Source organism: Streptomyces sp. NPDC052773 (assembly GCF_044547145.1).
Classification (GTDB): domain Bacteria; phylum Actinomycetota; class Actinomycetes; order Streptomycetales; family Streptomycetaceae; genus Streptomyces.
In genome coordinates this window covers 4,509-27,803 of the sequence record NZ_JBITZX010000022.1, presented here as the reverse complement: position 1 = coordinate 27,803, position 23,295 = coordinate 4,509, and the positions used below count along the sequence as shown (strand labels likewise).

Annotated in this window: 20 protein-coding genes; 2 read left to right on the top strand and 18 right to left on the bottom strand. The window is 72.1% G+C overall.

What is annotated here, in order from left to right; translation table 11 throughout:
• Window positions 1-337: 337 nt before the first annotated feature.
• The 4 genes from ACIG0D_RS33090 to fmt form a co-directional block, all read right to left on the bottom strand.
• Window positions 338-1,381: a sugar-binding transcriptional regulator gene (locus ACIG0D_RS33090; protein WP_399808502.1), complete on the bottom strand. Its 1,044-nt coding sequence runs from the start codon at window positions 1,379-1,381 to the stop codon at window positions 338-340.
• Window positions 1,382-1,459: 78 nt separating this feature from the next.
• Window positions 1,460-2,146 (bottom strand): ribulose-phosphate 3-epimerase, encoded by a 687-nt coding sequence (gene rpe / locus ACIG0D_RS33085; protein WP_365765554.1) that lies wholly within the window; start codon window positions 2,144-2,146, stop codon window positions 1,460-1,462.
• A 112-nt stretch (window positions 2,147-2,258) separates the two neighbouring features.
• Window positions 2,259-3,686 carry an RsmB/NOP family class I SAM-dependent RNA methyltransferase gene (locus ACIG0D_RS33080; RefSeq protein ID WP_399808498.1) on the bottom strand — a complete coding sequence of 476 codons (1,428 nt, stop codon included), beginning with the start codon at window positions 3,684-3,686 and terminating at the stop codon, window positions 2,259-2,261.
• A 119-nt stretch (window positions 3,687-3,805) separates the two neighbouring features.
• Entirely contained in the window at window positions 3,806-4,738 is a 933-nt protein-coding gene (gene fmt, locus ACIG0D_RS33075; protein WP_399808496.1) for a methionyl-tRNA formyltransferase, read from the bottom strand.
• 258 nt (window positions 4,739-4,996) lie between these two features.
• On the opposite strand from fmt, the gene ACIG0D_RS33070 reads away from it, so the two are divergent.
• Window positions 4,997-5,539 (top strand): hypothetical protein, encoded by a 543-nt coding sequence (locus tag ACIG0D_RS33070; protein WP_399808494.1) that lies wholly within the window; start codon window positions 4,997-4,999, stop codon window positions 5,537-5,539.
• Between the two features lie 196 nt (window positions 5,540-5,735).
• On the opposite strand, the gene ACIG0D_RS33065 is transcribed toward ACIG0D_RS33070, so the two are convergent.
• The 14 genes from ACIG0D_RS33065 to pyrR all read right to left on the bottom strand — a co-directional run bounded on the left by ACIG0D_RS33065 (window position 5,736) and on the right by pyrR (window position 22,381).
• Window positions 5,736-7,901 carry a primosomal protein N' gene (locus ACIG0D_RS33065; protein ID WP_399808491.1) on the bottom strand — a complete coding sequence of 722 codons (2,166 nt, stop codon included), beginning with the start codon at window positions 7,899-7,901 and terminating at the stop codon, window positions 5,736-5,738.
• Window positions 7,902-8,030: 129 nt separating this feature from the next.
• Window positions 8,031-9,239, bottom strand: a complete 1,209-nt coding sequence (gene metK, locus ACIG0D_RS33060; RefSeq protein ID WP_165996654.1) for a methionine adenosyltransferase — start codon at window positions 9,237-9,239, stop codon at window positions 8,031-8,033.
• Between the two features lie 263 nt (window positions 9,240-9,502).
• Window positions 9,503-10,705, bottom strand: coding sequence for a bifunctional phosphopantothenoylcysteine decarboxylase/phosphopantothenate--cysteine ligase CoaBC (gene coaBC, locus ACIG0D_RS33055; protein ID WP_399808488.1), 1,203 nt, complete (start codon window positions 10,703-10,705; stop codon window positions 9,503-9,505).
• 113 nt (window positions 10,706-10,818) lie between these two features.
• The gene (rpoZ, locus tag ACIG0D_RS33050) at window positions 10,819-11,091 is read right to left on the bottom strand and encodes a DNA-directed RNA polymerase subunit omega (RefSeq protein WP_004933985.1); all 273 of its coding nucleotides are present in this window, start codon (window positions 11,089-11,091) and stop codon (window positions 10,819-10,821) included.
• Window positions 11,092-11,183: 92 nt separating this feature from the next.
• Window positions 11,184-11,741: a guanylate kinase gene (gene gmk, locus ACIG0D_RS33045; RefSeq protein ID WP_399808485.1), complete on the bottom strand. Its 558-nt coding sequence runs from the start codon at window positions 11,739-11,741 to the stop codon at window positions 11,184-11,186.
• A 58-nt stretch (window positions 11,742-11,799) separates the two neighbouring features.
• Window positions 11,800-12,123, bottom strand: a complete 324-nt coding sequence (locus ACIG0D_RS33040) for an integration host factor (protein ID WP_003977346.1) — start codon at window positions 12,121-12,123, stop codon at window positions 11,800-11,802.
• A gap of 289 nt (window positions 12,124-12,412) precedes the next feature.
• Window positions 12,413-13,267 carry an orotidine-5'-phosphate decarboxylase gene (gene pyrF / locus ACIG0D_RS33035; RefSeq protein WP_399808482.1) on the bottom strand — a complete coding sequence of 285 codons (855 nt, stop codon included), beginning with the start codon at window positions 13,265-13,267 and terminating at the stop codon, window positions 12,413-12,415.
• The gene (locus ACIG0D_RS33030) at window positions 13,264-14,370 is read right to left on the bottom strand and encodes a quinone-dependent dihydroorotate dehydrogenase (protein ID WP_399808665.1); all 1,107 of its coding nucleotides are present in this window, start codon (window positions 14,368-14,370) and stop codon (window positions 13,264-13,266) included. Before ACIG0D_RS33030 ends, pyrF begins: the two co-directional genes overlap by 4 nt.
• 53 nt (window positions 14,371-14,423) lie before the next feature.
• Window positions 14,424-17,732, bottom strand: a complete 3,309-nt coding sequence (gene carB / locus ACIG0D_RS33025) for a carbamoyl-phosphate synthase large subunit (protein WP_399808479.1) — start codon at window positions 17,730-17,732, stop codon at window positions 14,424-14,426.
• Window positions 17,725-18,867, bottom strand: a complete 1,143-nt coding sequence (carA, locus tag ACIG0D_RS33020; protein WP_399808475.1) for a glutamine-hydrolyzing carbamoyl-phosphate synthase small subunit — start codon at window positions 18,865-18,867, stop codon at window positions 17,725-17,727. The genes carB and carA overlap by 8 nt, the downstream gene beginning before the upstream one ends.
• A complete protein-coding gene (locus ACIG0D_RS33015; protein ID WP_399808472.1) occupies window positions 18,864-19,433 on the bottom strand; it encodes a hypothetical protein in 570 nt (189 codons plus the stop codon). The genes carA and ACIG0D_RS33015 overlap by 4 nt, the downstream gene beginning before the upstream one ends.
• A complete protein-coding gene (locus ACIG0D_RS33010) occupies window positions 19,430-20,716 on the bottom strand; it encodes a dihydroorotase (RefSeq protein WP_399808469.1) in 1,287 nt (428 codons plus the stop codon). The genes ACIG0D_RS33015 and ACIG0D_RS33010 overlap by 4 nt, the downstream gene beginning before the upstream one ends.
• Before the next feature lie 5 nt (window positions 20,717-20,721).
• Window positions 20,722-21,702, bottom strand: a complete 981-nt coding sequence (locus ACIG0D_RS33005) for an aspartate carbamoyltransferase catalytic subunit (RefSeq protein WP_399808466.1) — start codon at window positions 21,700-21,702, stop codon at window positions 20,722-20,724.
• 109 nt (window positions 21,703-21,811) lie between these two features.
• Window positions 21,812-22,381, bottom strand: a complete 570-nt coding sequence (pyrR, locus tag ACIG0D_RS33000; protein WP_365765580.1) for a bifunctional pyr operon transcriptional regulator/uracil phosphoribosyltransferase PyrR — start codon at window positions 22,379-22,381, stop codon at window positions 21,812-21,814.
• A gap of 277 nt (window positions 22,382-22,658) precedes the next feature.
• Between pyrR and bldD the strand changes: the two genes are divergently transcribed.
• On the top strand, window positions 22,659-23,162 hold the full coding sequence (bldD, locus tag ACIG0D_RS32995) for a transcriptional regulator BldD (RefSeq protein ID WP_004990661.1): 504 nt from the start codon (window positions 22,659-22,661) through the stop codon (window positions 23,160-23,162).
• Window positions 23,163-23,295: the final 133 nt, after the last annotated feature.

Here is a 23,295-nt window from a genome sequence, read left to right as displayed (position 1 = left end):
TGGCACGACCGCCCCCGGGACGCCCGCCGTCGGGGCCCGTCGGTGTCCGCCGGTATCCGGCCGGACCCGCGAGTGTCCGGACGGTGTCCGTCCGACCCGCCGGTGTCCGGCGGGGTCCATCCGGACCCGCGAGTGCCCGGACGGTGCCCGCCCGACCCGCCGGTGTCCGTTGGGGCCGCCGGGCTCCGTCGGGATGCGCCGGGACCCGCCGGTGTCCGGCCGGGCCGGCAGTGCCCGCCGATCCGTCGGGACCCACCGGTGCCCGCCGGTACCCACCGGCTGACCGCCAGAACCCACCGGTGCCCACCGGTGTCCGTCGGAAGCCGATCCGGACCGGTCAGTGTCCGTCCGGGTCCGCTCGGTTCAGCGCCGGCTTCGGCGTCGGACCGGCCGTCATCAGGTAGTCCGCGGCCGAGGTGTCCGTGACCAGGCTGGTGACCAGCCCGGAGCGCAGCACCGCGTCGATCGCGGGCCCCTTGCGCTGCCCGCCCGCGATGGCCACGACCTCGGGGATACGGCGCAGCTGGTCGGCCTTGACGGTGATGCACCGCTCGCCGAGGTCCCGGCCGATCCGGCGGCCCTCCGCGTCGAAGAGGTGCGCGGACATCTCGGCGGCGACGCCGAGGGAGGCGTAGTGTGCCCGCTCCTCGTCGCTGAGCATGTCGTGCACCGTCGAGATGCCCGGCTCCCAGGAGCCGATGGAGACACAGGCGACCGTGACCTTGTCGAAGTACTCGAAGGCCCGGGCGATCCCGGTCTGGTTGCGCAGCGCCGCCGCGGTGGCCGCGTCCGGCAGCAGCATCGGCGCGTAGATGGGGTGGGCGTCACCGCCCGAGACCTGGGCGGCGCGCCGCACCGCCTCCACCGAGCCGCGCTCGGCGGTCCCGGCGTCGTACACCCCCGTCAGCTGCACCACGGTGCACGGCGGCAGCCGGTCGAGCGCCGCCGCCATGTGGATGGTGGACCGGCCCCAGGCCAGGCCCAGCACATCGCCCTCGTTGACCAGCTCGCCGAGCAGGTCCGCGGCCACCTCCCCCAGGTTCTCGGGGTCGGGGGTCTCCTCGGACTCGGGCGGGGACTCCACCACGACGGCGTGCCTGAGGCCGTAGCGGGCGCGCAGCGCGTCGGAGCGCTCGGCGTCCAGCTCGGCCGGGACGCGGATCTCGATGCGTACGAGGTCCCGTTCGAGGGCGGTCTCCAGGACCCGGGCCACCTTGAAGCGGCTGACGCCGAACTCCTCCGCGATCTGGATCTTGGACTTGCCCTCGAGGTAGAAGCGGCGGGCCATGGCCGCCGCCTGCACCAGCTCAGCGGGTCCCATCCGCATGGCTGACCGGCCCGCCGACATACCCGACACGGCGATCTCCTCACTGCTGTTCACACTCTGGATTCGCCGTTCATCCTTGCAGATCCGGCGCGCTTGATCAGCCCTGATGGGCGCCGTTCACGTTCCTGACGCTCAGTGGTCGCACGCCCACGACGCCTTGGCGGTGGCCGCCTCCGCCTGGGTGCGTAGTGCACGTACCGCCTCGGCCGGGTCGGATGCCCCGTAGACCGCCGATCCGGCCACGAAGACGTCGGCGCCGGCGTCGGCGCACCGCTCGATGGTGGAAGCCGAGACTCCGCCGTCGACCTGGAGCCACAGCTCGAGACCGTGCTTGCTGATCAGCTCACGGGTGCGGCGGATCTTCGGCAGCATGATGTCGAGGAACGCCTGGCCGCCGAAGCCCGGCTCCACCGTCATGATGAGCAGCATGTCCAGCTCGGGGAGCAGGTCCTCGTACGGCTCGATCGGCGTGGCGGGCTTCAGCGCCATGGAGGCGCGGGCGCCCTTGGCCCGGATCTCCCGCGCCAGTCGCACCGGGGCGGCGGCAGCCTCGACATGGAAGGTGACGGAGGAAGCCCCCGCCTCCACGTACTGAGGCGCCCAGCGGTCGGGGGCCTCGATCATCAGATGGCAGTCCAGCGGCGTGTCCGTCGCACGGGCCAGGGACTCGACGACCGGCACTCCGAGCGTGAGGTTCGGGACGAAATGGTTGTCCATGACGTCGACATGGAGCCAGTCGGCCCCTTCGACCGCCTTCGCCTCGTCGGCGAGACGGGCGAAGTCGGCGGACAGGATGCTGGGGTTGATCTGCACGGCCATGACCCAAGCCTGCCATGCCCTCCGGGGGTTAGCGGCATCGGTCCCGGTTGATTCTCGGCTGCGGGCCGGTGGGGGGCTGGTCGCGCAGTTCCCCGCGCCCCTTGGGGCGCGCTCAAGCGGTGCGGCGGATCAATGCCAGGTACATGGCGTCCGTGCCGTGGAGGTGGGGCCAGAGCTGGATGTCGGGGCCGTCGCCGAGGTGCGGGACGCCCGGCATCAGCGGACGGGCGTCGATCATCTCCGCGTCCGGGAACTGCTTGAGCAGGTCGGCGACGACGGCCCGGGTCTCGGGCAGCAGCGGGGAGCAGGTGGCGTAGCCGACGACGCCGCCGACGCGCACGGACTCCAGGGCGGTGCGCAGCAGGGCGCGCTGGAGCGGTGCGAAGCCGTCCAGGTCCTCGGGGCGGCGGCGCCAGCGGGCCTCGGGGCGGCGGCGCAGGGCGCCGAGCCCGGTGCAGGGCACGTCCATGAGGACCCGGTCGAAGCTGCCGGGCCGCCACGGCGGGCGGGTGCCGTCGGCGGCGATGACCTGGTAGGGGCCGGGGTTGCCGTGCAGGGCCTTGGCGACCAGTCCCGCCCGGTGGGTCTGCTTCTCCGAGGCGAGCAGTGTGGCGCCCCGCTCCGCCGCGAGCGCGGCGAGCAGCGCCGCCTTGCCGCCGGGTCCGGCACAGCCGTCCAGCCACTTCTCGTCCGGCCCGTCCAGCGGGGCGTTGGCCAGTGCCAGCGCGACGAGCTGGCTTCCCTCGTCCTGCACCCCGGCCCGGCCCTCCCGGACGGCCGCGATCGCGCCGGGCTCGCCGCCCTCGGTGAGCCGGACCGCGTACGGCGACCAGCGACCCGGCACCGCGGCTTCCTCGGCCAGCAACTCCTCGGCCGTGGCCCGGCCGGGGCGGGCGACCAGGGTCACCTCGGGACGCTCGTTGTCCGCCGCCAGCAGCCGCTCGATGCCGTCCCGGCCACCGCCGAGCGAGTCCCACAGCGCGGAGACGACCCAGCGCGGGTGGGAGTGGACGACGGAGAGGTGGTCCTCGGGGTCCTCGTCGTAGGGCGGCGCGACCCGCTCCAGCCAGCCGTCCAGGTCGTGCTGGGCGACCTTGCGCAGCACGGCGTTGACGAACTTGGCGCGCCCGTCGCCGAGTACCACGCGGGCCAGTTCCACGGTGGCGGACACGGCGGCGTGCGTGGGGATGCGGGTGCCGAGCAACTGGTGCGCGCCCAGGCTCAGCACGTCCAGCACCGGCGGGTCGACCTCGCGCAGCGGCCGGTCGACGCAGGCCGCGATGACCGCGTCGTAGGTGCCCTGCCGGCGCAGGGTCCCGTAGACCAGCTCGGTGGCCAGCGCGGCGTCCCGCCCGTCGAACTTCTCGGGCCCCTCCTTCTCGCGCGCCTTGCGCAGCAGCGGCGGCAGCACGAGGTTGGCGTAGGCGTCCCGCTCGTCCACGGCGCGCAGCGCCTCGAAGGCGAGGACGCGGACGGGGTCCTTCTGGGGCCGGCGGTAGGGCTTGCCGGGCTTGCGGGGCCGCCGGGAGGTGTCGCTCACGAAAAGGTGCTCCGGTTTTCTGTCTACGGTGTGCGACCAGCGTACGACGGGCGCGAACCCCTCGCGCCGGGCCTCACCCCGGACCTCGTCGGGCCCCGCACCCGGTTCGCGTCAAGTCGTCAGGACCCGACGGACTCGTCGTCGGCGATCCGCACCCCGCGCGCCCAGTCCGCCGCCCGCATCGGCTTCTTGCCCTGCGCCTGCACCCACAGCAGCTCGACAGCGTGCGAACCGGTGCCGACGTAGACGTTGTTCTTGCCGGCGGACAGCCTGCCGGGCGCCAGGTCGGTCCGCTCGGGCACCAGGGCGACCTGGATGAGCTTCAGCCGCTCCCCGCGGAAGGTGGTCCACGCGCCGGGCGCCGGAGTGCAGCCGCGCACCACGCGGTCGACCCGCAGCGCGGGCGCCGCCCAGTCGACGTGCGCGTCCTCGACGGTGATCTTCGGCGCGAGGCTGACGCCCTCGGCGGGCTGCGGTACGGCCTTGAGGGTGCCGTCCTCGATGCCGTCCATGGTCGCGGCCAGCAGCCCCGCTCCGGCGAAGGCGAGCCGGGTCAGCAGGTCGCCGCTGGTGTCGGTGGGGCGGATCTCCTCGGTGACCGTGCCGTAGACCGGGCCGGAGTCCAGGCCCTCCTCGATGAGGAAGGTGGAGGCCCCGGTGATCTCGTCGCCCGCCATGATCGAGTGCTGCACGGGCGCCGCGCCGCGCCAGGCGGGCAGCAGCGAGAAGTGCAGGTTGACCCAGCCGTGCCGGGGGATGTCGAGGGCGACCCGCGGCAGCAGCGCGCCGTACGCGACGACGGGGCAGCAGTCCGGGGCGATCTCGCGCAGCCGGTCCAGGAACTCCGGGTCCCGCGGCTTCGCGGGCTTCAGCACCTCGATGCCGGCCTCCTCCGCCCGCTCGGCCACCGGCGAGGCGACCAGCCTGCGGCCCCGCCCGGCCGGCGCGTCGGGCCGGGTGACGACGGCGGCCACCTCGTGCCGGCCGGAGGCCAGCAGGGCGTCCAGGGCGGGAACGGCGACCTCGGGGGTACCGGCGAAGACGAGCTTCATGGGTGGGCACGGGCCTCTCGGACGGGGTTGGTGCGGGCAGCGCACCAGTCTAGTGACCATGGGCGCAGAGCCGTTGACGGTGGGAAACCCCCAGGCGGGCACCGCGCGCATCCCCCTCGGGGGCGCACGCATATGCCCATACGCCCCCCGTGCGTGACCAGCGGCCCGAATCGGCGTTGGTCAAGAAAGAGTTGACCACTACGGGCCGCGATCGCGGCCCGATCCTTTCTCTTCAACGCCGGTTCGAGAGGCTTGTTCATGGCCGACCACGCAACCCACGACGCCCAGGCTCGGGCCAGCCTGCACTTGCTGGTGCGGGACATCGAGCGGGTCCGCCGGCAGGTGGACGCGCTGCGCACGCTCACCGCCCAGCTGGGCAACGTCTACCGCCCGCGCCGCTCCGGCCCCTCCACGGGCTTCGTCGTCTACGGACGCGCCCCCGCCCCGACGGTCCGTCTCGCCCAGGAACTGCGGGACAGTGTCGAGACCCTGGTGACGGCCGCGGTCGACTTCGACCGCTCGCTCGGCTTCTCGTGGGACGCGGTGGGCTCCGCCCTCGGGGTCACCAAGCAGGCCGTCCACCGCCGGTACGGCTCGCGCCGCGCCGCCGCCCAGGCCGCCGCCGAGACCGAGCGCGCCACCGAGCCGTCGGGCACCCGCACGGTCAACGTGGGCGCCGGGCTGCCGACGGTCCCCACGGTCCCGGCCGCCCGCTCCATGCCGACCCAGCCGACGGCGGGCAGCCCGGCCCTGCGCGACGAGGCGAGGCCGACGGCGTTCCCCGCGCCGCGCAACGGCTGACGGGCCCTCCTGCCTGCCCTCCCGGCACGGGGCCGGGAGGGCAGTTCCGTGTGTTCGGGTGTCGTCGTGTTCGGGTGTCGTCCCGTTCAGATGTCGTCGTGTTCGGGTGTCGTCCTGTCCAGGTGTCGTCGCACTCTGCCCGCACCGCGCCCAGCCCGCACCGCGCCCTGTGTGCACCGCACCCCGCCCGCACCGCTCAACCGATGTCCGGCGGATCGATCCGCACCCGCACCGCCGCCCCGCTCCCCCGCGCCATCCGCGCCGCCTGGGTGGCCTTCAGGGCGCTCGCCAGGGCGGCGCCGCGCCCCGGCGGGACCCGGATCAGCGCGCGCTCCCAGTGCTCGCCCGGCGGGGGTGCGCCAGGTCGTCGGGGCCGGCCGGGCGCGGCGACGGGCACCGGCACGGGCCCCAGCACCTCCGCCTCGGGCGGCAGTTCCACCATGGCCAGGAACTCCGCGACCGCCTCCGCCGTCCCGGAGACCGCCGCCATCCGCGACACCGGCGGGAAGCCCAGCTCGGCCCGCTCGGCGAGTTCCCGCACCGCGTGGCCGACGGGGTCCCACCGCACCAGCGCCTGCACGGGCCGCAGTGTCGGCTCGGCCACGATCACCACCGTCCCGCCGGCCCGCTGTGGCCGTACCAGCGCGCCGACCGCGATCCACCGCCGCAGCGCGTCCTCGCCCGCGCGCAGATCCGGCCGGCCGAGCATGGCCCAGCCGTCGAGCAGCAGCGCGGCGGCGTACCCGCCCTCCGCGACGGGTTCGGCGCCCGGTGTGCTCACCACCAGGGCGGGCGTCCCCGGCACCGTGTCCAGCACGTGCTCGCGCCCCGAAGTGCGCACCGGGACCGCCGGGAACGCCCGCCCCAGCTCCTCCGCGGTGCGCCGGGCCCCGACGACCTGCGCGCGCAGCCGGAACGAGCCGCACTCCGGGCAGTGCCAGGACTCCTCGCCCCGTCCGCACCAGCCGCAGCGCAGAGCCCCGGTTCCCTGGGCGTCCTGCGCCTCCAAGGCCTCCAGCGGTCCGGCGCAGTGCCGGCAGCGGGCGGGTTCGCGGCAGCGGGCGCAGGCCATCCGCGGGACGTACCCCCGTCGGGGCACCTGCACGAGGACCGGTCCGTGCTTCAGCCCCTCCCGGGCGGCCTGCCAGGCCAGGGTGGGCAGCCGGGCCGCGCGCGCGGCCTCGTCGCGCGCCAGGTCCTGGTCTCCGACGGTCCGCACGAGCGGAGCGGCGGCCCGCACCTGCTCCCGCCCGGCGACCAGGGGCCGGGCCCAGCCGCTCTCCACCAGTTGAGCGGCCTCCACGGTGCAGCTCCAGCCGCCGAGCAGGAAGGCGCACTTGTCCTGCGCGGCGCGCAGCAGCAGCACCTCCCGCGCGTGGGGCTGCGGCGCGTGCTGCTCGCTGTGGCTGTCGTCGCCGTCGTCCCAGAGGGCGACGAGCCCGAGATCGCGCACCGGAGCGAACATGGCGGCGCGCGTCCCCACGACGGCTCGCACGGACCCTCTGCGCACAGCCAGCCATTCGCGGTACCGCTTCTCGGGCCCGGCATCGGCCGTCAGCAGCGCGTGCCGCCCCTCCCCCAGCAGGTCCGTCAGCGCGGCGTCGACGCGTGCGGCGGCCCGACCGTCCGGTACGACCACCAGCGCGCCGCGCCCCGAGGCGAGAGTCGCGGCGACGGCCCGGGCCAGCTCCTCGCTCCAGTGCGGGCCGGGCAGCGCGTTCCACACGGCCCGTGGGGCGCCCCCGGAGGCCAGCGCCGCCAGGAACGCCGAACCGCGCGCGTAGCGCTCCCAGGGCCCCGCCTCGGGCGCCGGCGGCGGTGGCAGCGGTGCGGGCGACGGCCGCTGCTCGGCGCGCGCGTTGCGCGGCGGCACGGCGAGTTGCAGCACATCGGCGAGGCTGCCCGCGTACCGGTCGGCTACGGCTCGGGCCAGCCCCAGCAGCTCCTCGCTGAGCACGGGTTCCGGTGACACGACCTGGGCGAGCGCGGCCAGCGGTCCGGAGTAGTCGGACTCGGCGCGCCGCTCGATCAGGAAGCCGTCGATCAGGCCCCCGCCCTCACGGCGGCCCTCGCGCACCCGGTGCCGCCCGGCCCCGAACCGCACCCGCACCCGCACGCCGGGCTGTGCGTCGGCGTCCAGCTCCTCCGGCACGGCGTAGTCGAAGTACCGGTCGAGGTGCAGCACGCCCTTGTCCACGAGCACCCGCGCGACCGGCAGTTCCCTGGCGAGCGCGGCACCCCGCCAGGTCCGCGGCTTGGCCCGCGGCTCCCTCGCCTTGCGCACGCTCTCCCGGATGAGCGCGAGCTGCTCCGGCGGCGCACCTTCCGCGCCCTCGCCGCCCCGCCCGTTCTCGCTGCTCACGCTTGCATTCTTACCAAACGCCACTGACACCGGCGCACGGCCCGAGATCGCCTCTTGCGTTCACGCGAACCGCACACGCCGAGGCCCGGCGCCCCGAAGGGACACCGGGCCTCGTGAGCACCGTGGGTCTTAGAGCCCCGCCGCCTCACGCAGCGCGTCCACGCGGTCCGTGCGCTCCCAGGTGAAGTCGGGCAGCTCACGGCCGAAGTGACCGTACGCCGCGGTCTGGGCGTAGATCGGGCGCAGCAGGTCGAGGTCGCGGATGATCGCGGCCGGACGCAGGTCGAAGACCTCGTCGATGGCCTTCTCGATCTTCTCGGGCTCGATCTTGTGGGTGCCGAAGGTCTCGATGAAGAGACCGACCGGCTCCGCCTTGCCGATGGCGTACGCCACCTGCACCTCGCAGCGGGCGGCGAGGCCCGCGGCGACCACGTTCTTCGCGACCCAGCGCATCGCGTACGCCGCCGAGCGGTCCACCTTGGACGGGTCCTTGCCCGAGAAGGCACCGCCACCGTGGCGGGCCATGCCGCCGTACGTGTCGATGATGATCTTGCGGCCGGTGAGGCCCGCGTCACCCATGGGGCCGCCGATCTCGAAGCGGCCGGTCGGGTTCACCAGCAGCCGGTAGCCCTCGGTGTCCAGCTTGATGCCCTCGTCCAGCAGGGCCTTCAGCTCCGGCTCGACGACGAACTCACGGATGTCGGGCGCGAGCAGCGAGTCCAGGTCGATGTCCGAAGCGTGCTGCGAGGACACGACGACGGTGTCCAGGCGGACCGCCTTGTCGCCGTCGTACTCGATGGTGACCTGGGTCTTCCCGTCCGGGCGCAGGTAGGGGATCGTGCCGTTCTTGCGCACGTCCGTCAGGCGCTTCGACAGGCGGTGCGCCAGGAAGATCGGCAGCGGCATCAGCGTCGGCGTCTCGTCCGTGGCGTAGCCGAACATCAGGCCCTGGTCGCCGGCGCCCTGCCGGTCCAGCTCGTCCTCGTCGCCCTCGACGCGGGTCTCGTACGCCGTGTCGACGCCCTGCGCGATGTCCGGGGACTGGGAGCCGATGGACACCGACACACCGCAGGAGGCGCCGTCGAAGCCCTTCTTCGAGGAGTCGTAGCCGATCTCCAGGATCTTGTCCCGGACGAGCTGCGGGATCGGGGCGTAAGCCTTGGTCGTGACCTCACCGGCCACGTGGACCAGACCGGTCGTGATCAGGGTCTCGACGGCGACCCGGGAGGTCGGGTCCTCGCGCAGCAGCGCGTCGAGAATGGTGTCGCTGATCTGGTCAGCGATCTTGTCGGGGTGACCCTCGGTCACGGACTCCGAAGTGAACAGGCGACGGGACACAACGCTCCCTGTGGTTGCAGCGGCTGCTGGCTGATCATTGGTGGACGGGACGGGGCTGCGCCCGGCGTCGTCCTGGAACAGTTTATCGGTCGCACTCGTCCGCGGGACCACCCGTCTCGCCTCTCGGGAGCGCTGTGACCTGCGGCACGGGCATTCTGCCCAATCCTCCGTGGCATTGGCCAGGGGCGCCACACCCCGAATGCCGGAGCACGGGGCCGGACCGGCGCGCCGTACGGACGAAAGAGTGACCGCCGGCCGGACGGTCAGGTCAGGCGCTCGGTGACCAGGTCCCACACGGTTTCGGCCAGCTGCTCCTTGGGGCCGTGCGGGACGGGGGTCTCGGCGCCGTCGGCGGCCAGCACCACGGCCTCGCTCTCCTCGGCGCCGAAGGTCTTGCGCTCCCCCACCTCGTTCACCACGAGCAGGTCGCAGCCCTTGCGCTCGAGCTTTCTGCGGCCGTTGGCCAGGACGTCGTCGGTCTCCGCGGCGAAGCCCACGATCACCTGACCGGGGCGAGCCCGTTCGGTGGAGATCTCGGCGAGGATGTCGGGGTTGCGGACGAGGACGATCGGGTCGGGCTCCTGGCCGTCCTTCTTCTTGATCTTCCCGGCCGCGTAGGCCGCGGGGCGGAAATCGGCCACCGCGGCGGCCATGACGACCGCGTCGGCGTCCGCGGCCGCCTTCAGCACCGCCTCGCGCAGCTGGACGGCGGTGCCGACCTGGACCACGTCCACCCCGGCCGGGTCCGGGAGCGCGGTGTTGGCGGCGATCAGCGTGACCCGGGCGCCGCGCGCGGCGGCCGTGCGGGCGAGGGCGTACCCCTGCTTGCCGGAGGAGCGGTTGCCGAGGAAGCGCACCGGGTCCAGCGGCTCGCGGGTGCCGCCGGCGCTGACCACGACATGACGGCCGGTGAGGTCGGGCTCGCGCACGCCCCGGGCCAGCACCCGGCGGCAGACCTCGAAGATCTCGGCCGGCTCGGGCAGCCGTCCCTTGCCGGTGTCGACGCCGGTGAGGCGGCCGACGGCGGGCTCGATGACGACCGCGCCGCGGCGGCGCAGCGTCGCCACGTTCTCCTGGGTGGCCGGGTGCTCCCACATCTCCGTGTGCATCGCGGGCGCGAAGACGACCGGGCAGCGGGCGGTGAGGAGGGTGTTGGTCAGCAGGTCGTCGGCGAGGCCGTGGGCGGCCTTGGCGAGCATGTCGGCGGTGGCGGGGGCGACGACGACCAGGTCGGCCTGCTGGCCGATGCGGACGTGCGGCACCTCGTGGACGTCGTCCCAGACCTCCGTGGAGACGGGGTTGCCGGAGAGCGCGGACCAGGTGGCGGCGCCGACGAAGTGCAGGGCGGAGGCGGTGGGGACGACCCGGACGTCGTGCCCGGACTCGGTGAGCCTTCTCAGCAGCTCACAGGCCTTGTACGCGGCGATGCCGCCGCTGACCCCCAGTACGACCTTCGGCTTGTCCACCGTCGACTCTCCCCGGACCTCGGAAACGTGCAACCACCCCCATGAGACACCACAGGCCCGGCAGACGTGCTACCGGGCCTGTGGAAAAGTCAGCTGTGGGCTGATCGTATGACTTACTGACCGGGGCCCTCGACGGCCTCGGAGGTCAGCAGTCCCGCGTTGATCTCGCGCAGGGCGATCGAGAGCGGCTTCTCGTGGACGTGGGTGTCCACGAGCGGACCGACGTACTCGAGGAGACCCTCGCCGAGCTGCGAGTAGTACGCGTTGATCTGGCGGGCCCGCTTGGCCGCGTAGATCACGAGGCTGTACTTCGAGTCGGTGGCCTCGAGGAGCTCGTCGATCGGCGGGTTGATGATGCCCTCGGGCGCGGAGATGGAAGAGGACACGCTCTACCTTCCGATGGATGGGAAAGATGCAGTCCGTGTGATCCACGGCTGTGGTCCAGGTCTGTGAGCCAGGCCTGCGGGACCACGGACGGTCACACGACGTTCATCAAGGCTAGCAGCTCACGGGCGACGTCCTGGACGGAGGTGTTGACCAGCGTCTCGTCGAACTCCGGCTCGGCCGCGAGTTCGACCTTGGCCGCGTCCAGCCGGCGCTCGATCACCTCGGGCGGTTCGGTGCCCCGGCCGGTCAGCCTGCGCACCAGCTCCTCCCAGGAGGGCGGAGCCAGGAACACCAGCTGGGCCTCGGGCATCGACTCGCGGACCTGCCGGGCACCCTGGAGGTCGATCTCCAGGAGGACGGGCTCACCCGCCTCCAGGCGCTCCAGCACGGCCGCGCGCGGCGTCCCGTAGCGGTTGCCGGCGAACTCGGCCCACTCCAGCAGCTCGCCGTTGGCGATCAGCTTGTCCATCTCCTCGTCGGTGACGAAGAAGTAGTGGACTCCGTGCTTCTCGCCGGGGCGGGGCTTGCGGGTCGTCGCCGACACCGAGAGCCAGACCTCGGGGTGTTCCTTGCGCATATGGGCGACGACCGTGCTCTTGCCGACCCCGGAGGGTCCGGAGAGCACGGTCAGCCGCGGACGTTCACTCATGCAGCGATTATTCCAGCAATCCCGGAGTGCCCGGGACCATGCCCGGGCGAACCGGGGGTCAGGAGCCGGTGCTGCCGAATTCGCGCTCGAGGGAGGCGATCTGGTTGGAACCGAGACCACGCACGCGGCGGCTCTCGGAGATGCCGAGTCGCTCCATGATCTGCTTGGCGCGGACCTTGCCCACGCCCGGCAGGGACTCGAGGAGGGCGGAGACCTTCATCTTGCCGATGACGTCGTTCTCCTGGCCCTGCTTGATGACCTCGTGAAGGGAGGCGCCGGAGTGCTTGAGTCGATTCTTGACCTCGGCCCGCTCCCGGCGAGCCGCGGCGGCCTTTTCGAGCGCGGCTGCGCGCTGTTCGGGGGTAAGGGGCGGAAGAGCCACGCCTACGTCACCTCGGATGTCGAACTGTCGGATACGGACCGGTGAGGAACCTAGTCGCCCCACACCTGGGGAGCCACGAGCAACACGCTTGCCCGTTCTCCCCCACTGCCTCGCGGGCGTGGGAGGTGGCCCCACTCGTCGGAGACTAGCGGTCAAGTCCGCCAGAGTCAGCGAGAACAGAGGAAAAGTCCTGGTCAGCCTCTGTCAGGACCGGATATTTCAGACATACTGCCCTGGATTTGAGGATGTATCCAGCCTCGAGCCGTCCCCGAAGGACCCGGCGGAGGTCTCAGACCGGCGTCACCGCGGCCCGGATCTCCTCCGCGAAGCGGTCGGCGGCGCTCCGCAGGGCACCCACGTCGGGACCGTGACGCAGAACACCCCGGCTGACGTTCGGGACGACGTTGCGCACCGCGGCTCCGAAGACCCGGGGCAGATCGGCCGGCGTGGCCCCCTGGGCGCCGATGCCGGGCGCGAGGAGCGGACCGTTGATCGCCAGGTCGTACGAGGACAGGTCGCCCAGCGTCGCCCCGACGACCGCGCCGAAGGACCCCAGGGGCTCCTCCCCGGCGTTCTCGGCCGCGAGGTGGGCCAGCATCGTGGCGCCCACGTTCCGGCCGTCCGCGCGGACGGCGTGCTGGACCTCGCCGCCTTCCGGGTTGGACGTCAGCGCCAGCACGAACAGCCCGGCGCCGTTCTCCCGGGCCAGCTCGACGGCGGGCTTCAGGGAGCCGTAGCCGAGGTACGGCGAGACGGTCAGCGCGTCGGAGAACAACGGGGCGTCCTTCCGCAGGAACGACTCCGCGTAGGCGGCCATGGTGGAGCCGATGTCGCCGCGCTTGGCGTCCATGACGACCAGCGCGCCGGCCGCGCGGGCCTCCACGACGGCCTTCTCCAGAACCGCGACGCCGCGCGAGCCGAAGCGCTCGAAGAACGCGCTCTGCGGCTTGAGCACGGCGACCCGGTCGGCCATCGCCTCGACGACCGTGCGGCTGAACCGCTCCAGGCCCGCCACGTCGTCGTTCAGGCCCCACTCGGCGAGCAGGGAGGCGTGCGGGTCGATGCCCACGCACAGCGGACCCCGGTCGTCCATGGCGCGGCGCAACCGGGCGCCGAAGGATTCCAGGGGGCTCGTGCCGGTCATCGGGGCTTCCTCACGTCGGCGCCGACCGCGTCGGCGAGGGTGGCGTACGGGCTCTGGCGCAGCCGCGCGGCGAGGCCCTTGTGGATGCCGCGGCCCCAGAAGGGCCCCTCGTAGATGAAGGCGCTGTAGCCCTGGACGAGCGTCGCGCCCGCCAGGATGCGCTGCCAGGCGTCCTCGGCGTTCTCGATACCGCCGACGCCCACCAGGGTGATCCGGTCGCCCACGCGCGCGTAGAGGCGGCGCAGCACCTCCAGGGAGCGTGCCTTCAGCGGCGCCCCGGACAGGCCGCCGGTCTCCTTGACCAGGGAGGGCTCGGACTTCAGGCCCAGGCCCTCGCGGGCGATGGTGGTGTTGGTCGCGATGATGCCGTCCAGGCCGAGTTCCACGGCGAGGTCGGCGACCGCGTCGATGTCCTCGTCGGCGAGGTCGGGCGCGATCTTCACCAGCAGGGGGACGCGCCGCGTGGTGACGGTCCGGTCGGCGGCCTCGCGCACGGCGGTCAGCAGCGGGCGCAGCGCCTCGGTGGCCTGGAGGTTGCGCAGCCCGGGGGTGTTGGGCGACGACACGTTCACGACCAGGTAGTCGGCGTACGGCGCCAGCCGCTCGGCGGACTTCACGTAGTCGAGGACGGCCTCCTCCTCCGGCACGACCTTGGTCTTGCCGATGTTCACGCCCACGACGGTCTTGAAGACCGGCGTACGGGAGGCGAGGCGGGCGGCCACCGCGAGCGAGCCCTCGTTGTTGAACCCCATGCGGTTGATCAGCGCCCGGTCCTTCACCAGCCGGAACAGCCGCTTCCTGGGGTTGCCGGGCTGCGGCTCGCCGGTCACGGTGCCGATCTCGACGTGGTCGAAGCCGAGCATCGCCATGCCGTCGATGGCGACGGCGTTCTTGTCGAAGCCCGCGGCGAGCCCGAACGGGCCGTGCATGCGCAGGCCGAAGGCCTCGGTGCGCAGCTCCTTGTACCGGGGCGCGAGCGCGGCCGCGACGAAGGTGCGCAGCACGGGGACGCGCACGGCCAGACGGATCCAGCGGAAGGCCAGGTGGTGGGCCTGCTCCGGGTCCATCCGCTTGAAGACGAGGTTGAAGAAGATCTTGTACATCGGTGTCCTCATGACGAGGGGGACACCGTTTCCGGTGTCCCCCTCGTCGGCTGCTAGTCGCGGGCCGCGGTCAGGAATTCCGCGTGTTCCTGGAGCGATCGGACGCCCACGTCGCCGTGGTTGAGGGCGTCGATGCCCTGGACGGCGGCGGCGAGCGCCTGGACCGTCGTCAGGCACGGCACGGACCGGGCCACGGCCGCCGTACGGATCTCGTAACCGTCGAGGCGGCCGCCGGTGCCGTACGGGGTGTTGACGATGAGGTCGACCTCGCCGTCGTGGATCAGCTGGACGATGGTCTTCTCGCCGTTGGGGCCCACGCCCTCGGACTGCTTGCGCACCACGGTGGCGTTGATGCCGTTGCGCTTGAGGACCTCGGCGGTGCCGGAGGTGGCCAGCAGCTCGAAGCCGTGGGCGACCAGCTCGCGGGCCGGGAAGATCATCGAGCGCTTGTCGCGGTTGGCGACCGAGATGAACGCGCGGCCCTTGGTGGGCAGCGGGCCGTAGGCGCCGGCCTGCGACTTGGCGTACGCCGTGCCGAAGACGGCGTCGATTCCCATGACCTCGCCGGTGGAACGCATCTCCGGGCCGAGGACCGTGTCGACGCCACGACCGTGGACGTCGCGGAAGCGCGACCACGGCATGACGGCCTCCTTGACGGAGATCGGCGCGTCGAGCGGCAGCTCGCCGCCGTCGCCGTGCTTGGGCAGCAGGCCCTCGGCGCGCAGCTCGGCGATGGTCGCGCCCAGCGAGATCCGGGCGGCGGCCTTGGCCAGCGGAACGGCGGTCGCCTTGGAGGTGAAGGGCACCGTGCGCGAGGCGCGCGGGTTGGCCTCCAGGACGTAGAGGATGTCGCCCGCCATCGCGAACTGGATGTTGATCAGGCCGCGCACGCCGACGCCCTTGGCGATGGCCTCGGTGGAGGCGCGCAGGCGCTTGATGTCGAAGCCGCCGAGGGTGATGGGGGGCAGGGCGCACGCCGAGTCGCCGGAGTGGATGCCGGCCTCCTCGATGTGCTCCATGACGCCGCCGAGGTACAGCTCCTCGCCGTCGTAGAGCGCGTCGACGTCGATCTCGATCGCGTCGTCGAGGAAGCGGTCGACGAGGACCGGCCGGGTGGGGCTGATCTCGGTCGACTCGGCGATGTACGACTCCAGGCGCGCCTCGTCGTAGACGATCTCCATGCCGCGCCCGCCGAGGACGTACGACGGGCGGACGAGGACCGGGTAGCCGATCTCGTCTGCGATGGCCTTGGCCTCGGCGAAGGTGGTGGCGGTGCCGTGCTTGGGGGCCGGCAGGCCGGCCTCCTTCAGGACGCGGCCGAAGGCGCCGCGGTCCTCGGCGGCGTGGATGGCCTCCGGGGACGTGCCGACGATCGGCACCCCGTTGTCCTTCAGCGCCTGGGCGAGGCCGAGCGGGGTCTGCCCGCCGAGCTGGACGACGACACCGGCGATCGGGCCGGCCTCCTGCTCCGCGTGGACGATCTCCAGCACGTCCTCGAGCGTCAGCGGCTCGAAGTACAGGCGGTCGGAGGTGTCGTAGTCGGTGGAGACGGTCTCCGGGTTGCAGTTGACCATCACCGTCTCGTAGCCCGCCTCGCTCAGTGCGAAGGAGGCGTGGACACAGGAGTAGTCGAACTCGATGCCCTGGCCGATGCGGTTCGGGCCGGAGCCCAGGATGATCACCGCGGGCTTCTCGCGCGGCGCGACCTCGGTCTCCTCGTCGTAGGAGGAGTAGAAGTACGGCGTCTTGGCGGCGAACTCGGCGGCGCAGGTGTCGACCGTCTTGTAGACGGGGCGGATACCGAGCGCGTGGCGGACCTCGCGGACGACGTCCTCGCGCAGGCCGCGGATCTCGGCGACCTGCTGGTCGGAGAAGCCGTGCCGCTTGGCCTCGGCCAGCAGCTCACGGGTCAGCTCGGGCGCCTCGGCGAGCTCGTCGGCGATCTCCTTGATGAGGAAGAGCTGGTCGACGAACCACGGGTCGATCTTCGTGTACTCGAAGACCTCCTCCGGGGTGGCGCCCGCGCGGATGGCCTGCATGACCGTGTTGATCCGGCCGTCGGTCGGGCGGACGGCCGCGCGGAGCAGCTCGTCCTTGTCGCCGGGGTCGCCGACGAAGGTGAACTGGCTGCCCTTCTTCTCCAGGGAGCGCAGCGCCTTCTGGAAGGCCTCGGTGAAGTTGCGGCCGATGGCCATGGCCTCGCCGACCGACTTCATGGTGGTCGTGAGGGTGGAGTCGGCGGACGGGAACTTCTCGAAGGCGAAGCGGGGCGCCTTGACGACCACGTAGTCGAGGGTCGGCTCGAAGGAGGCCGGGGTCTCCTGCGTGATGTCGTTCGGGATCTCGTCCAGCGTGTAGCCGACGGCGAGCTTGGCGGCGATCTTGGCGATCGGGAAGCCGGTCGCCTTGGAGGCGAGCGCGGAGGAGCGGGACACGCGCGGGTTCATCTCGATGACGATGACCCGGCCGTCGGCGGGGTTGACCGCGAACTGGATGTTGCAGCCGCCGGTGTCGACACCGACCTCGCGGATGATCGCGATGCCGACGTCGCGCAGCACCTGGTACTCGCGGTCGGTGAGCGTCATCGCGGGCGCGACGGTGATCGAGTCGCCGGTGTGCACGCCCATGGGGTCGAAGTTCTCGATGGAACAGACGACCACGACGTTGTCGTTCTTGTCGCGCATCAGCTCCAGCTCGTACTCCTTCCAGCCGAGGATGGACTCCTCCAGGAGCACCTCGGTGGTCGGGGAGAGCGTGAGGCCCTGACCGGCGATGCGGCGCAGCTCCTCCTCGTCGTGCGCGAAGCCGGAGCCGGCGCCGCCCATGGTGAAGGAGGGGCGGACGACGACCGGGTAGCCGCCGAGCTGCTCGACGCCCGCGAGGACGTCGTCCATGGAGTGGCAGATGACCGAGCGGGCGGACTCGCCGTGGCCGATCTTCTTGCGGACCTCCTCCACGACCTCCTTGAACAGGTCGCGGTCCTCGCCCTTGTGGATGGCCTCGACGTTGGCGCCGATCAGCTCGACGCCGTACTTCTCGAGGACCCCGTTCTCGTGCAGGGCGATCGCGGTGTTCAGGGCCGTCTGGCCGCCCAGGGTGGGCAGCAGCGCGTCGGGCCGCTCCTTGGCGATGATCTTCTCGACGAACTCGGGGGTGATCGGCTCGACGTAGGTGGCGTCGGCGATCTCCGGGTCGGTCATGATCGTCGCCGGGTTGGAGTTGACGAGGATGACGCGCAGGCCCTCGGCCTTGAGGACGCGGCATGCCTGGGTGCCGGAGTAGTCGAACTCGGCGGCCTGGCCGATGACGATCGGGCCGGAGCCGATGACCAGGACGGACTGGATATCGGTGCGCTTAGGCACGCTGGCCCTCCATGAGCTTCACGAAGCGGTCGAACAGGTAGGCGGCATCGTGCGGGCCGGCTGCCGCTTCGGGGTGGTACTGGACGCTGAAGGCCGGCTTGTCGAGAAGCTGGAGGCCCTCCACCACGTTGTCGTTGAGGCAGACGTGGGAGACCTCGGCGCGGCCGTAGGGGGTCTCGGAGACCTTGTCGAGCGGGGCGTCGACGGCGAAGCCGTGGTTGTGCGCGGTGACCTCGACCTTGCCGGTCGTACGGTCCTGCACCGGCTGGTTGATGCCGCGGTGGCCGTACTTCAGCTTGTAGGTGCCGAAGCCGAGCGCGCGGCCGAGGATCTGGTTGCCGAAGCAGATGCCGAACAGCGGGGTGCCCCGCTCCAGCACGGCCTGCATGACGGAGACCGGGTGGTCGGCGGTGGCCGGGTCGCCCGGGCCGTTGGAGAAGAACACGCCGTCCGGGTTCACGGCGTACACGTCCTCGACGCTCGCCGTGGCGGGCAGCACGTGCACCTCGATGCCGCGCTCGGCCATCCGGTGCGGGGTCATACCCTTGATGCCGAGGTCGACGGCGGCGACGGTGAACTTCTTCTCACCGATCGCGGGGACGACGTACGGCTCCTTGGTGGCGACCTCGGCGGAGAGGTCGGCGCCCTTCATCTCGGGGGCCTGGCGGACCTGGGCGAGCATGGTGCCCTCGTCGGGCAGCGCGTTGCCGGAGAAGATGCCGACGCGCATGGCGCCGCGCTCGCGCAGATGGCGGGTCAGCGCACGGGTGTCGATGCCGCTGATGCCGACGACGCCCTGGGCGGCCAGCTCCTCGTCCAGCGAGCGCCGGGAGCGCCAGTTGGACGGCACGCGCGCGGGGTCGCGCACGACGTAGCCCGCGACCCAGATGCGCTTCGACTCGGGGTCCTCGTCGTTCACGCCGGTGTTGCCGACGTGCGGGGCCGTCATGACGACGACCTGCCGGTGGTACGACGGGTCCGTCAGGGTCTCCTGGTAGCCGGTCATACCGGTGGAGAAGACGGCCTCGCCGAAGGTCTCCCCCACGGCCCCGTAGGCGCGGCCGCGGAAGATTCGGCCGTCCTCCAGGACGAGTACGGCGGGAACCCTGCTGGCTCCCCTGGTGGAGGTCGTCATCGTTCGGCGCCTTCCCTGGTGTTCGTTTCGATCATGGAGTTGAGGACGTCGACCCATTCGTTGTGCTCGGCCGCGCGGTCGGAGCGGAAGCCGGAGTCGATCAGCTTGTCGCCGTGTGCCCAGGTCACGATGAGCAGTCCGCCCTCGGTGAGGACCTTGCCGGCGATGCCCTTGTCGAGCCGGGCCTCACGCAGCGCGGCGGCGGGGACGAAGAAGTCGGTCGCCCCGGGGCGTACGACGTCCAGTCCCGCGTCCGTCAGCGTCAGCTCGGCCCGGCTGCGGGTGCCCAGGCCGTGCGCCACGATGCGGTCCAGCCACTGCCCGGCGGTGGTGGAGCCGTGGTAGCGGCCACTCATCGTCAGTTTCGCCTCGCCGGGCTCGTCCGGCGCGCTGGGCAGCTCGGGCAGGTCGCCCTGGAGGGTGCCGCGCCACTTCCAGCCCTCGCGCATCAGCCAGTAGACGAGCGCGACGAACAGGGCGAGACCGACGACCCAGCCGAGGCGGGCGGCCCAGTCGGTCACTTCCGCCGATTCCTTCTCGGCGGCCAGCAGGAGTACAGGTGTCACGTGAGCTTCCCGTCGACGAGCGTGGCCTTGCCCCGGAGCCACGTGTGCGTGACACGGCCCGGCAGCTCACGCCCCTCGTAGGGGGTGTTGCGGCTGCGCGAGGCGAAGCCCGCGGGGTCCACGAGGCCACGGTATTCCGTGTCGACCAGGGTGAGGTTGGCGGGCTCACCAGCCGAGACGGGGCGGCCGTGGCCGGTGGCCTGTCCGATCCGCGCGGGCTTGAAGGACATGCGGTCGGCGACGCCGGCCCAGTCCAGCAGGCCCGTGTCCACCATGGTCGCCTGGACCACTGACAGCGCGGTCTCCAGGCCGACCATGCCCATGGCGGCGGCGGCCCACTCGCAGTCCTTGTCCTCGTGCGGGTGGGGGGCGTGGTCGGTGGCGACGATGTCGATCGTGCCGTCGGCCAGGGCCTCGCGCAGGGCCATCACGTCGCGCTCGGTGCGCAGCGGCGGGTTGACCTTGTAGACGGGGTTGTAGGTGCGCACCAGCTCGTCGGTGAGGAGCAGGTGGTGCGGGGTGACCTCGGCGGTCACCTGGATGCCGCGGGACTTGGCCCAGCGGACGATCTCGACGGATCCGGCGGTCGACAGGTGGCAGATGTGCACGCGGGAGCCGACGTGCTCGGCGAGCAGCACATCGCGGGCGATGATCGACTCCTCGGCCACGGCCGGCCAGCCGCCGAGGCCCAGCTCGGCGGAGACGACGCCCTCGTTCATCTGGGCGCCCTCGGTCAGCCGCGGCTCCTGCGCGTGCTGGGCGATGACGCCGTCGAAGGCCTTCACGTACTCCAGCGCGCGGCGCATGATCTGCGCGTCGTGCACGCACTTGCCGTCGTCGGAGAAGACGGTCACCCCGGCCGCGGACTCGTGCATGGCGCCCAGCTCGGCGAGCTTGCTGCCCTCGAGGCCGACGGTGACGGCGCCGATGGGCTGTACGTCGCAGTAGCCGGACTCCTTGCCGAGCCGCCACACCTGCTCGACGACGCCGGCGGTGTCGGCGACGGGGAAGGTGTTGGCCATGGCGAACACGTTGGTGTAACCGCCGGAGGCGGCGGCGCGGGTGCCGGTGAGGACGGTCTCGGAGTCCTCGCGGCCGGGCTCGCGCAGGTGGGTGTGCAGGTCGACCAGGCCCGGCAGCAGCACCTTGCCGCCCGCCTCGACGACCTCGGCGCCCTCCGCGGACAGCCCGGTGCCCACCTCGGCGATGGTCTCGCCGTCGATCAGGACGTCCCGCTCCTCGCCGCCGAGGACCTTCGCACCACGGATCAGGATCTTGCTCATCTGTCTTACTTCTCCTCGGCGGTACGGGCGTGGGTGACGGCGGGTTCGTTGCCGCCCAGCAGCAGGTAGAGGACGGCCATCCGGATGGAGACGCCGTTGGCGACCTGCTCGACGACGGTGCAGCGGTCGGAGTCGGCGACCTCGGCGGTGATCTCCATGCCGCGGACCATGGGGCCGGGGTGCATCACGATGGCGTGCTCGGGCATCTTCGCCATGCGGTCGCCGTCGAGGCCGTAGCGGCGCGCGTACTCGCGCTCGGTGGGGAAGAACGCGGCGTTCATCCGCTCGCGCTGCACGCGCAGCATCATCACCGCGTCGGACTTCGGCAGGGTGCTGTCGAGGTCGTACGACACCTGGCACGGCCAGGTCTCGATGCCGACCGGCAGCAGGGTGGGCGGGGCGACGAGGGTGACCTCGGCGCCGAGGGTGTGCAGCAGGTCGACGTTGGAGCGGGCGACACGGCTGTGCAGCACGTCGCCGACGATGGTGACGCGCTTGCCGGCGAGGTCCTGGCCGAGCCCGGCGTCCTTGCCGACCAGGCGGCGGCGCATGGTGAAGGCGTCGAGCAGGGCCTGGGTGGGGTGCTGGTGGGTGCCGTCGCCGGCGTTGATCACGACCGCGTCGATCCAGCCGGAGTTCGCGAGGCGGTACGGCGCGCCGGAGGCGCTGTGCCGGATGACGACGGCGTCGACGCCCATGGCCTCCAGGGTCTGGGCGGTGTCCTTCAGGGACTCGCCCTTGGACACGCTGGAGCCCTTGGCGGAGAAGTTGATGACGTCCGCGGAGAGCCGCTTCTCGGCGGCCTCGAAGGAGATCCGGGTGCGGGTGGAGTCCTCGAAGAAGAGGTTGACGATCGTGCGGCCGCGCAGGGTCGGCAGCTTCTTGATCGGACGGTCGGCCACCCGGGCCATCTCCTCGGCGGTGTCGAGGATCAGGACGGCGTCGTCGCGGGTGAGGTCGGCGGCCGAGATGAGATGACGCTGCATCTGTCAGGCTCCGTAAGGCAGTTCATTCGGGAGGATTCGGGCAAGCCGGTGCACGGTCGGGCGCGGGTGCCTACGTGGGCACGCCGAAGCGGGCCGTACGCCCGGTCTGCTACTGGTCGGCCTTCGCACCGAGCAGCACGGTGTCGCGACCGTCCTCCTCGGCGAGCTGGACCTTGACCGTCTCCCGCAGCGACGTGGGGAGGTTCTTGCCGACGTAGTCGGCGCGGATGGGCAGTTCGCGGTGGCCGCGGTCGACGAGGACCGCGAGCTGGACCGCGCGGGGGCGCCCGATGTCGTTCAGGGCGTCGAGGGCGGCGCGGATGGTGCGACCGGAGAAGAGCACGTCGTCGACCAGGACGACCAGCTTGCCGTCGATGCCGTCACCGGGGATCTCGGTGCGGGCCAGCGCGCGCGGCGGGTGCATGCGCAGGTCGTCGCGGTACATGGTGATGTCCAGCGAGCCGCACGGGATCTTGCGCTCGGTGATCTGCTCGAGCTTGGCGGCGAGCCGCTGGGCGAGGAAGACGCCTCGGGTCGGAATGCCGAGGAGCACCACGTCGTCGGCGCCCTTGGCGCGCTCGACGATCTCGTGGGCGATGCGGGTCAGTACCCGCGCGATGTCGGGGCCCTCGAGAACGGGCCTCGCATCGGACGCTTGCGCGTGGGCGTGCGTGTCCATACGAAACGGACCTCCTTCTCCGCCTCACGGGACGGACCTTAAAGGACGTCGGGATTGCGCCATCCACAGTATCAGGCCCCGGCGACACCCCGGAGACCCTCCTCGATCACCCCCAGGATCACCCGCTCGGCCCAATCAGGTGCCGATACCACGGAAGAGTCGGTGTGGACCATTCGGCTTGACGCAGGAGAGTCACGCTGCGTAACCTCACAGTGAGTTACCAACCGCGCGGCGGGAATCACGCCAGTCCGCGTCGACACAGTGTCCGGGGAGCTATATGTCCAGCGAATACGCCAAACAGCTCGGGGCCAAGCTCCGGGCCATCCGCACCCAGCAGGGCCTTTCCCTCCACGGTGTCGAGGAGAAGTCCCAGGGCCGCTGGAAGGCCGTGGTGGTCGGTTCCTACGAGCGCGGCGACCGCGCCGTGACCGTACAGCGCCTTGCCGAGCTGGCGGATTTCTACGGCGTTCCCGTGCAGGAGCTGCTCCCGGGCACCACCCCGGGCGGCGCCGCCGAGCCGCCGCCGAAGCTGGTCCTGGACCTGGAGCGGCTCGCCACCGTGCCGGCCGAGAAGGCGGGCCCGCTGCAGCGGTACGCGGCGACGATCCAGTCCCAGCGCGGTGACTACAACGGCAAGGTGCTCTCGATCCGCCAGGACGACCTGCGCACACTCGCCGTCATCTACGACCAGTCGCCCTCGGTCCTCACCGAGCAGCTGATCAGCTGGGGCGTGCTGGACGCGGACGCGCGCCGCGCGGTGGCCTCCCACGAGGAGAGCTGACCGCTCCACAGCGTCAGCAGAAACGTGCCGCCGGGGGGGGCCGGGCCCAAACGGGGCCGCCCCCCCCGCGGGTTGGGGGGTTGGGGCCCCCGGCCCCGGGGCCGGACCGGGGGGCGCCCCGGGGCCCGGCGGG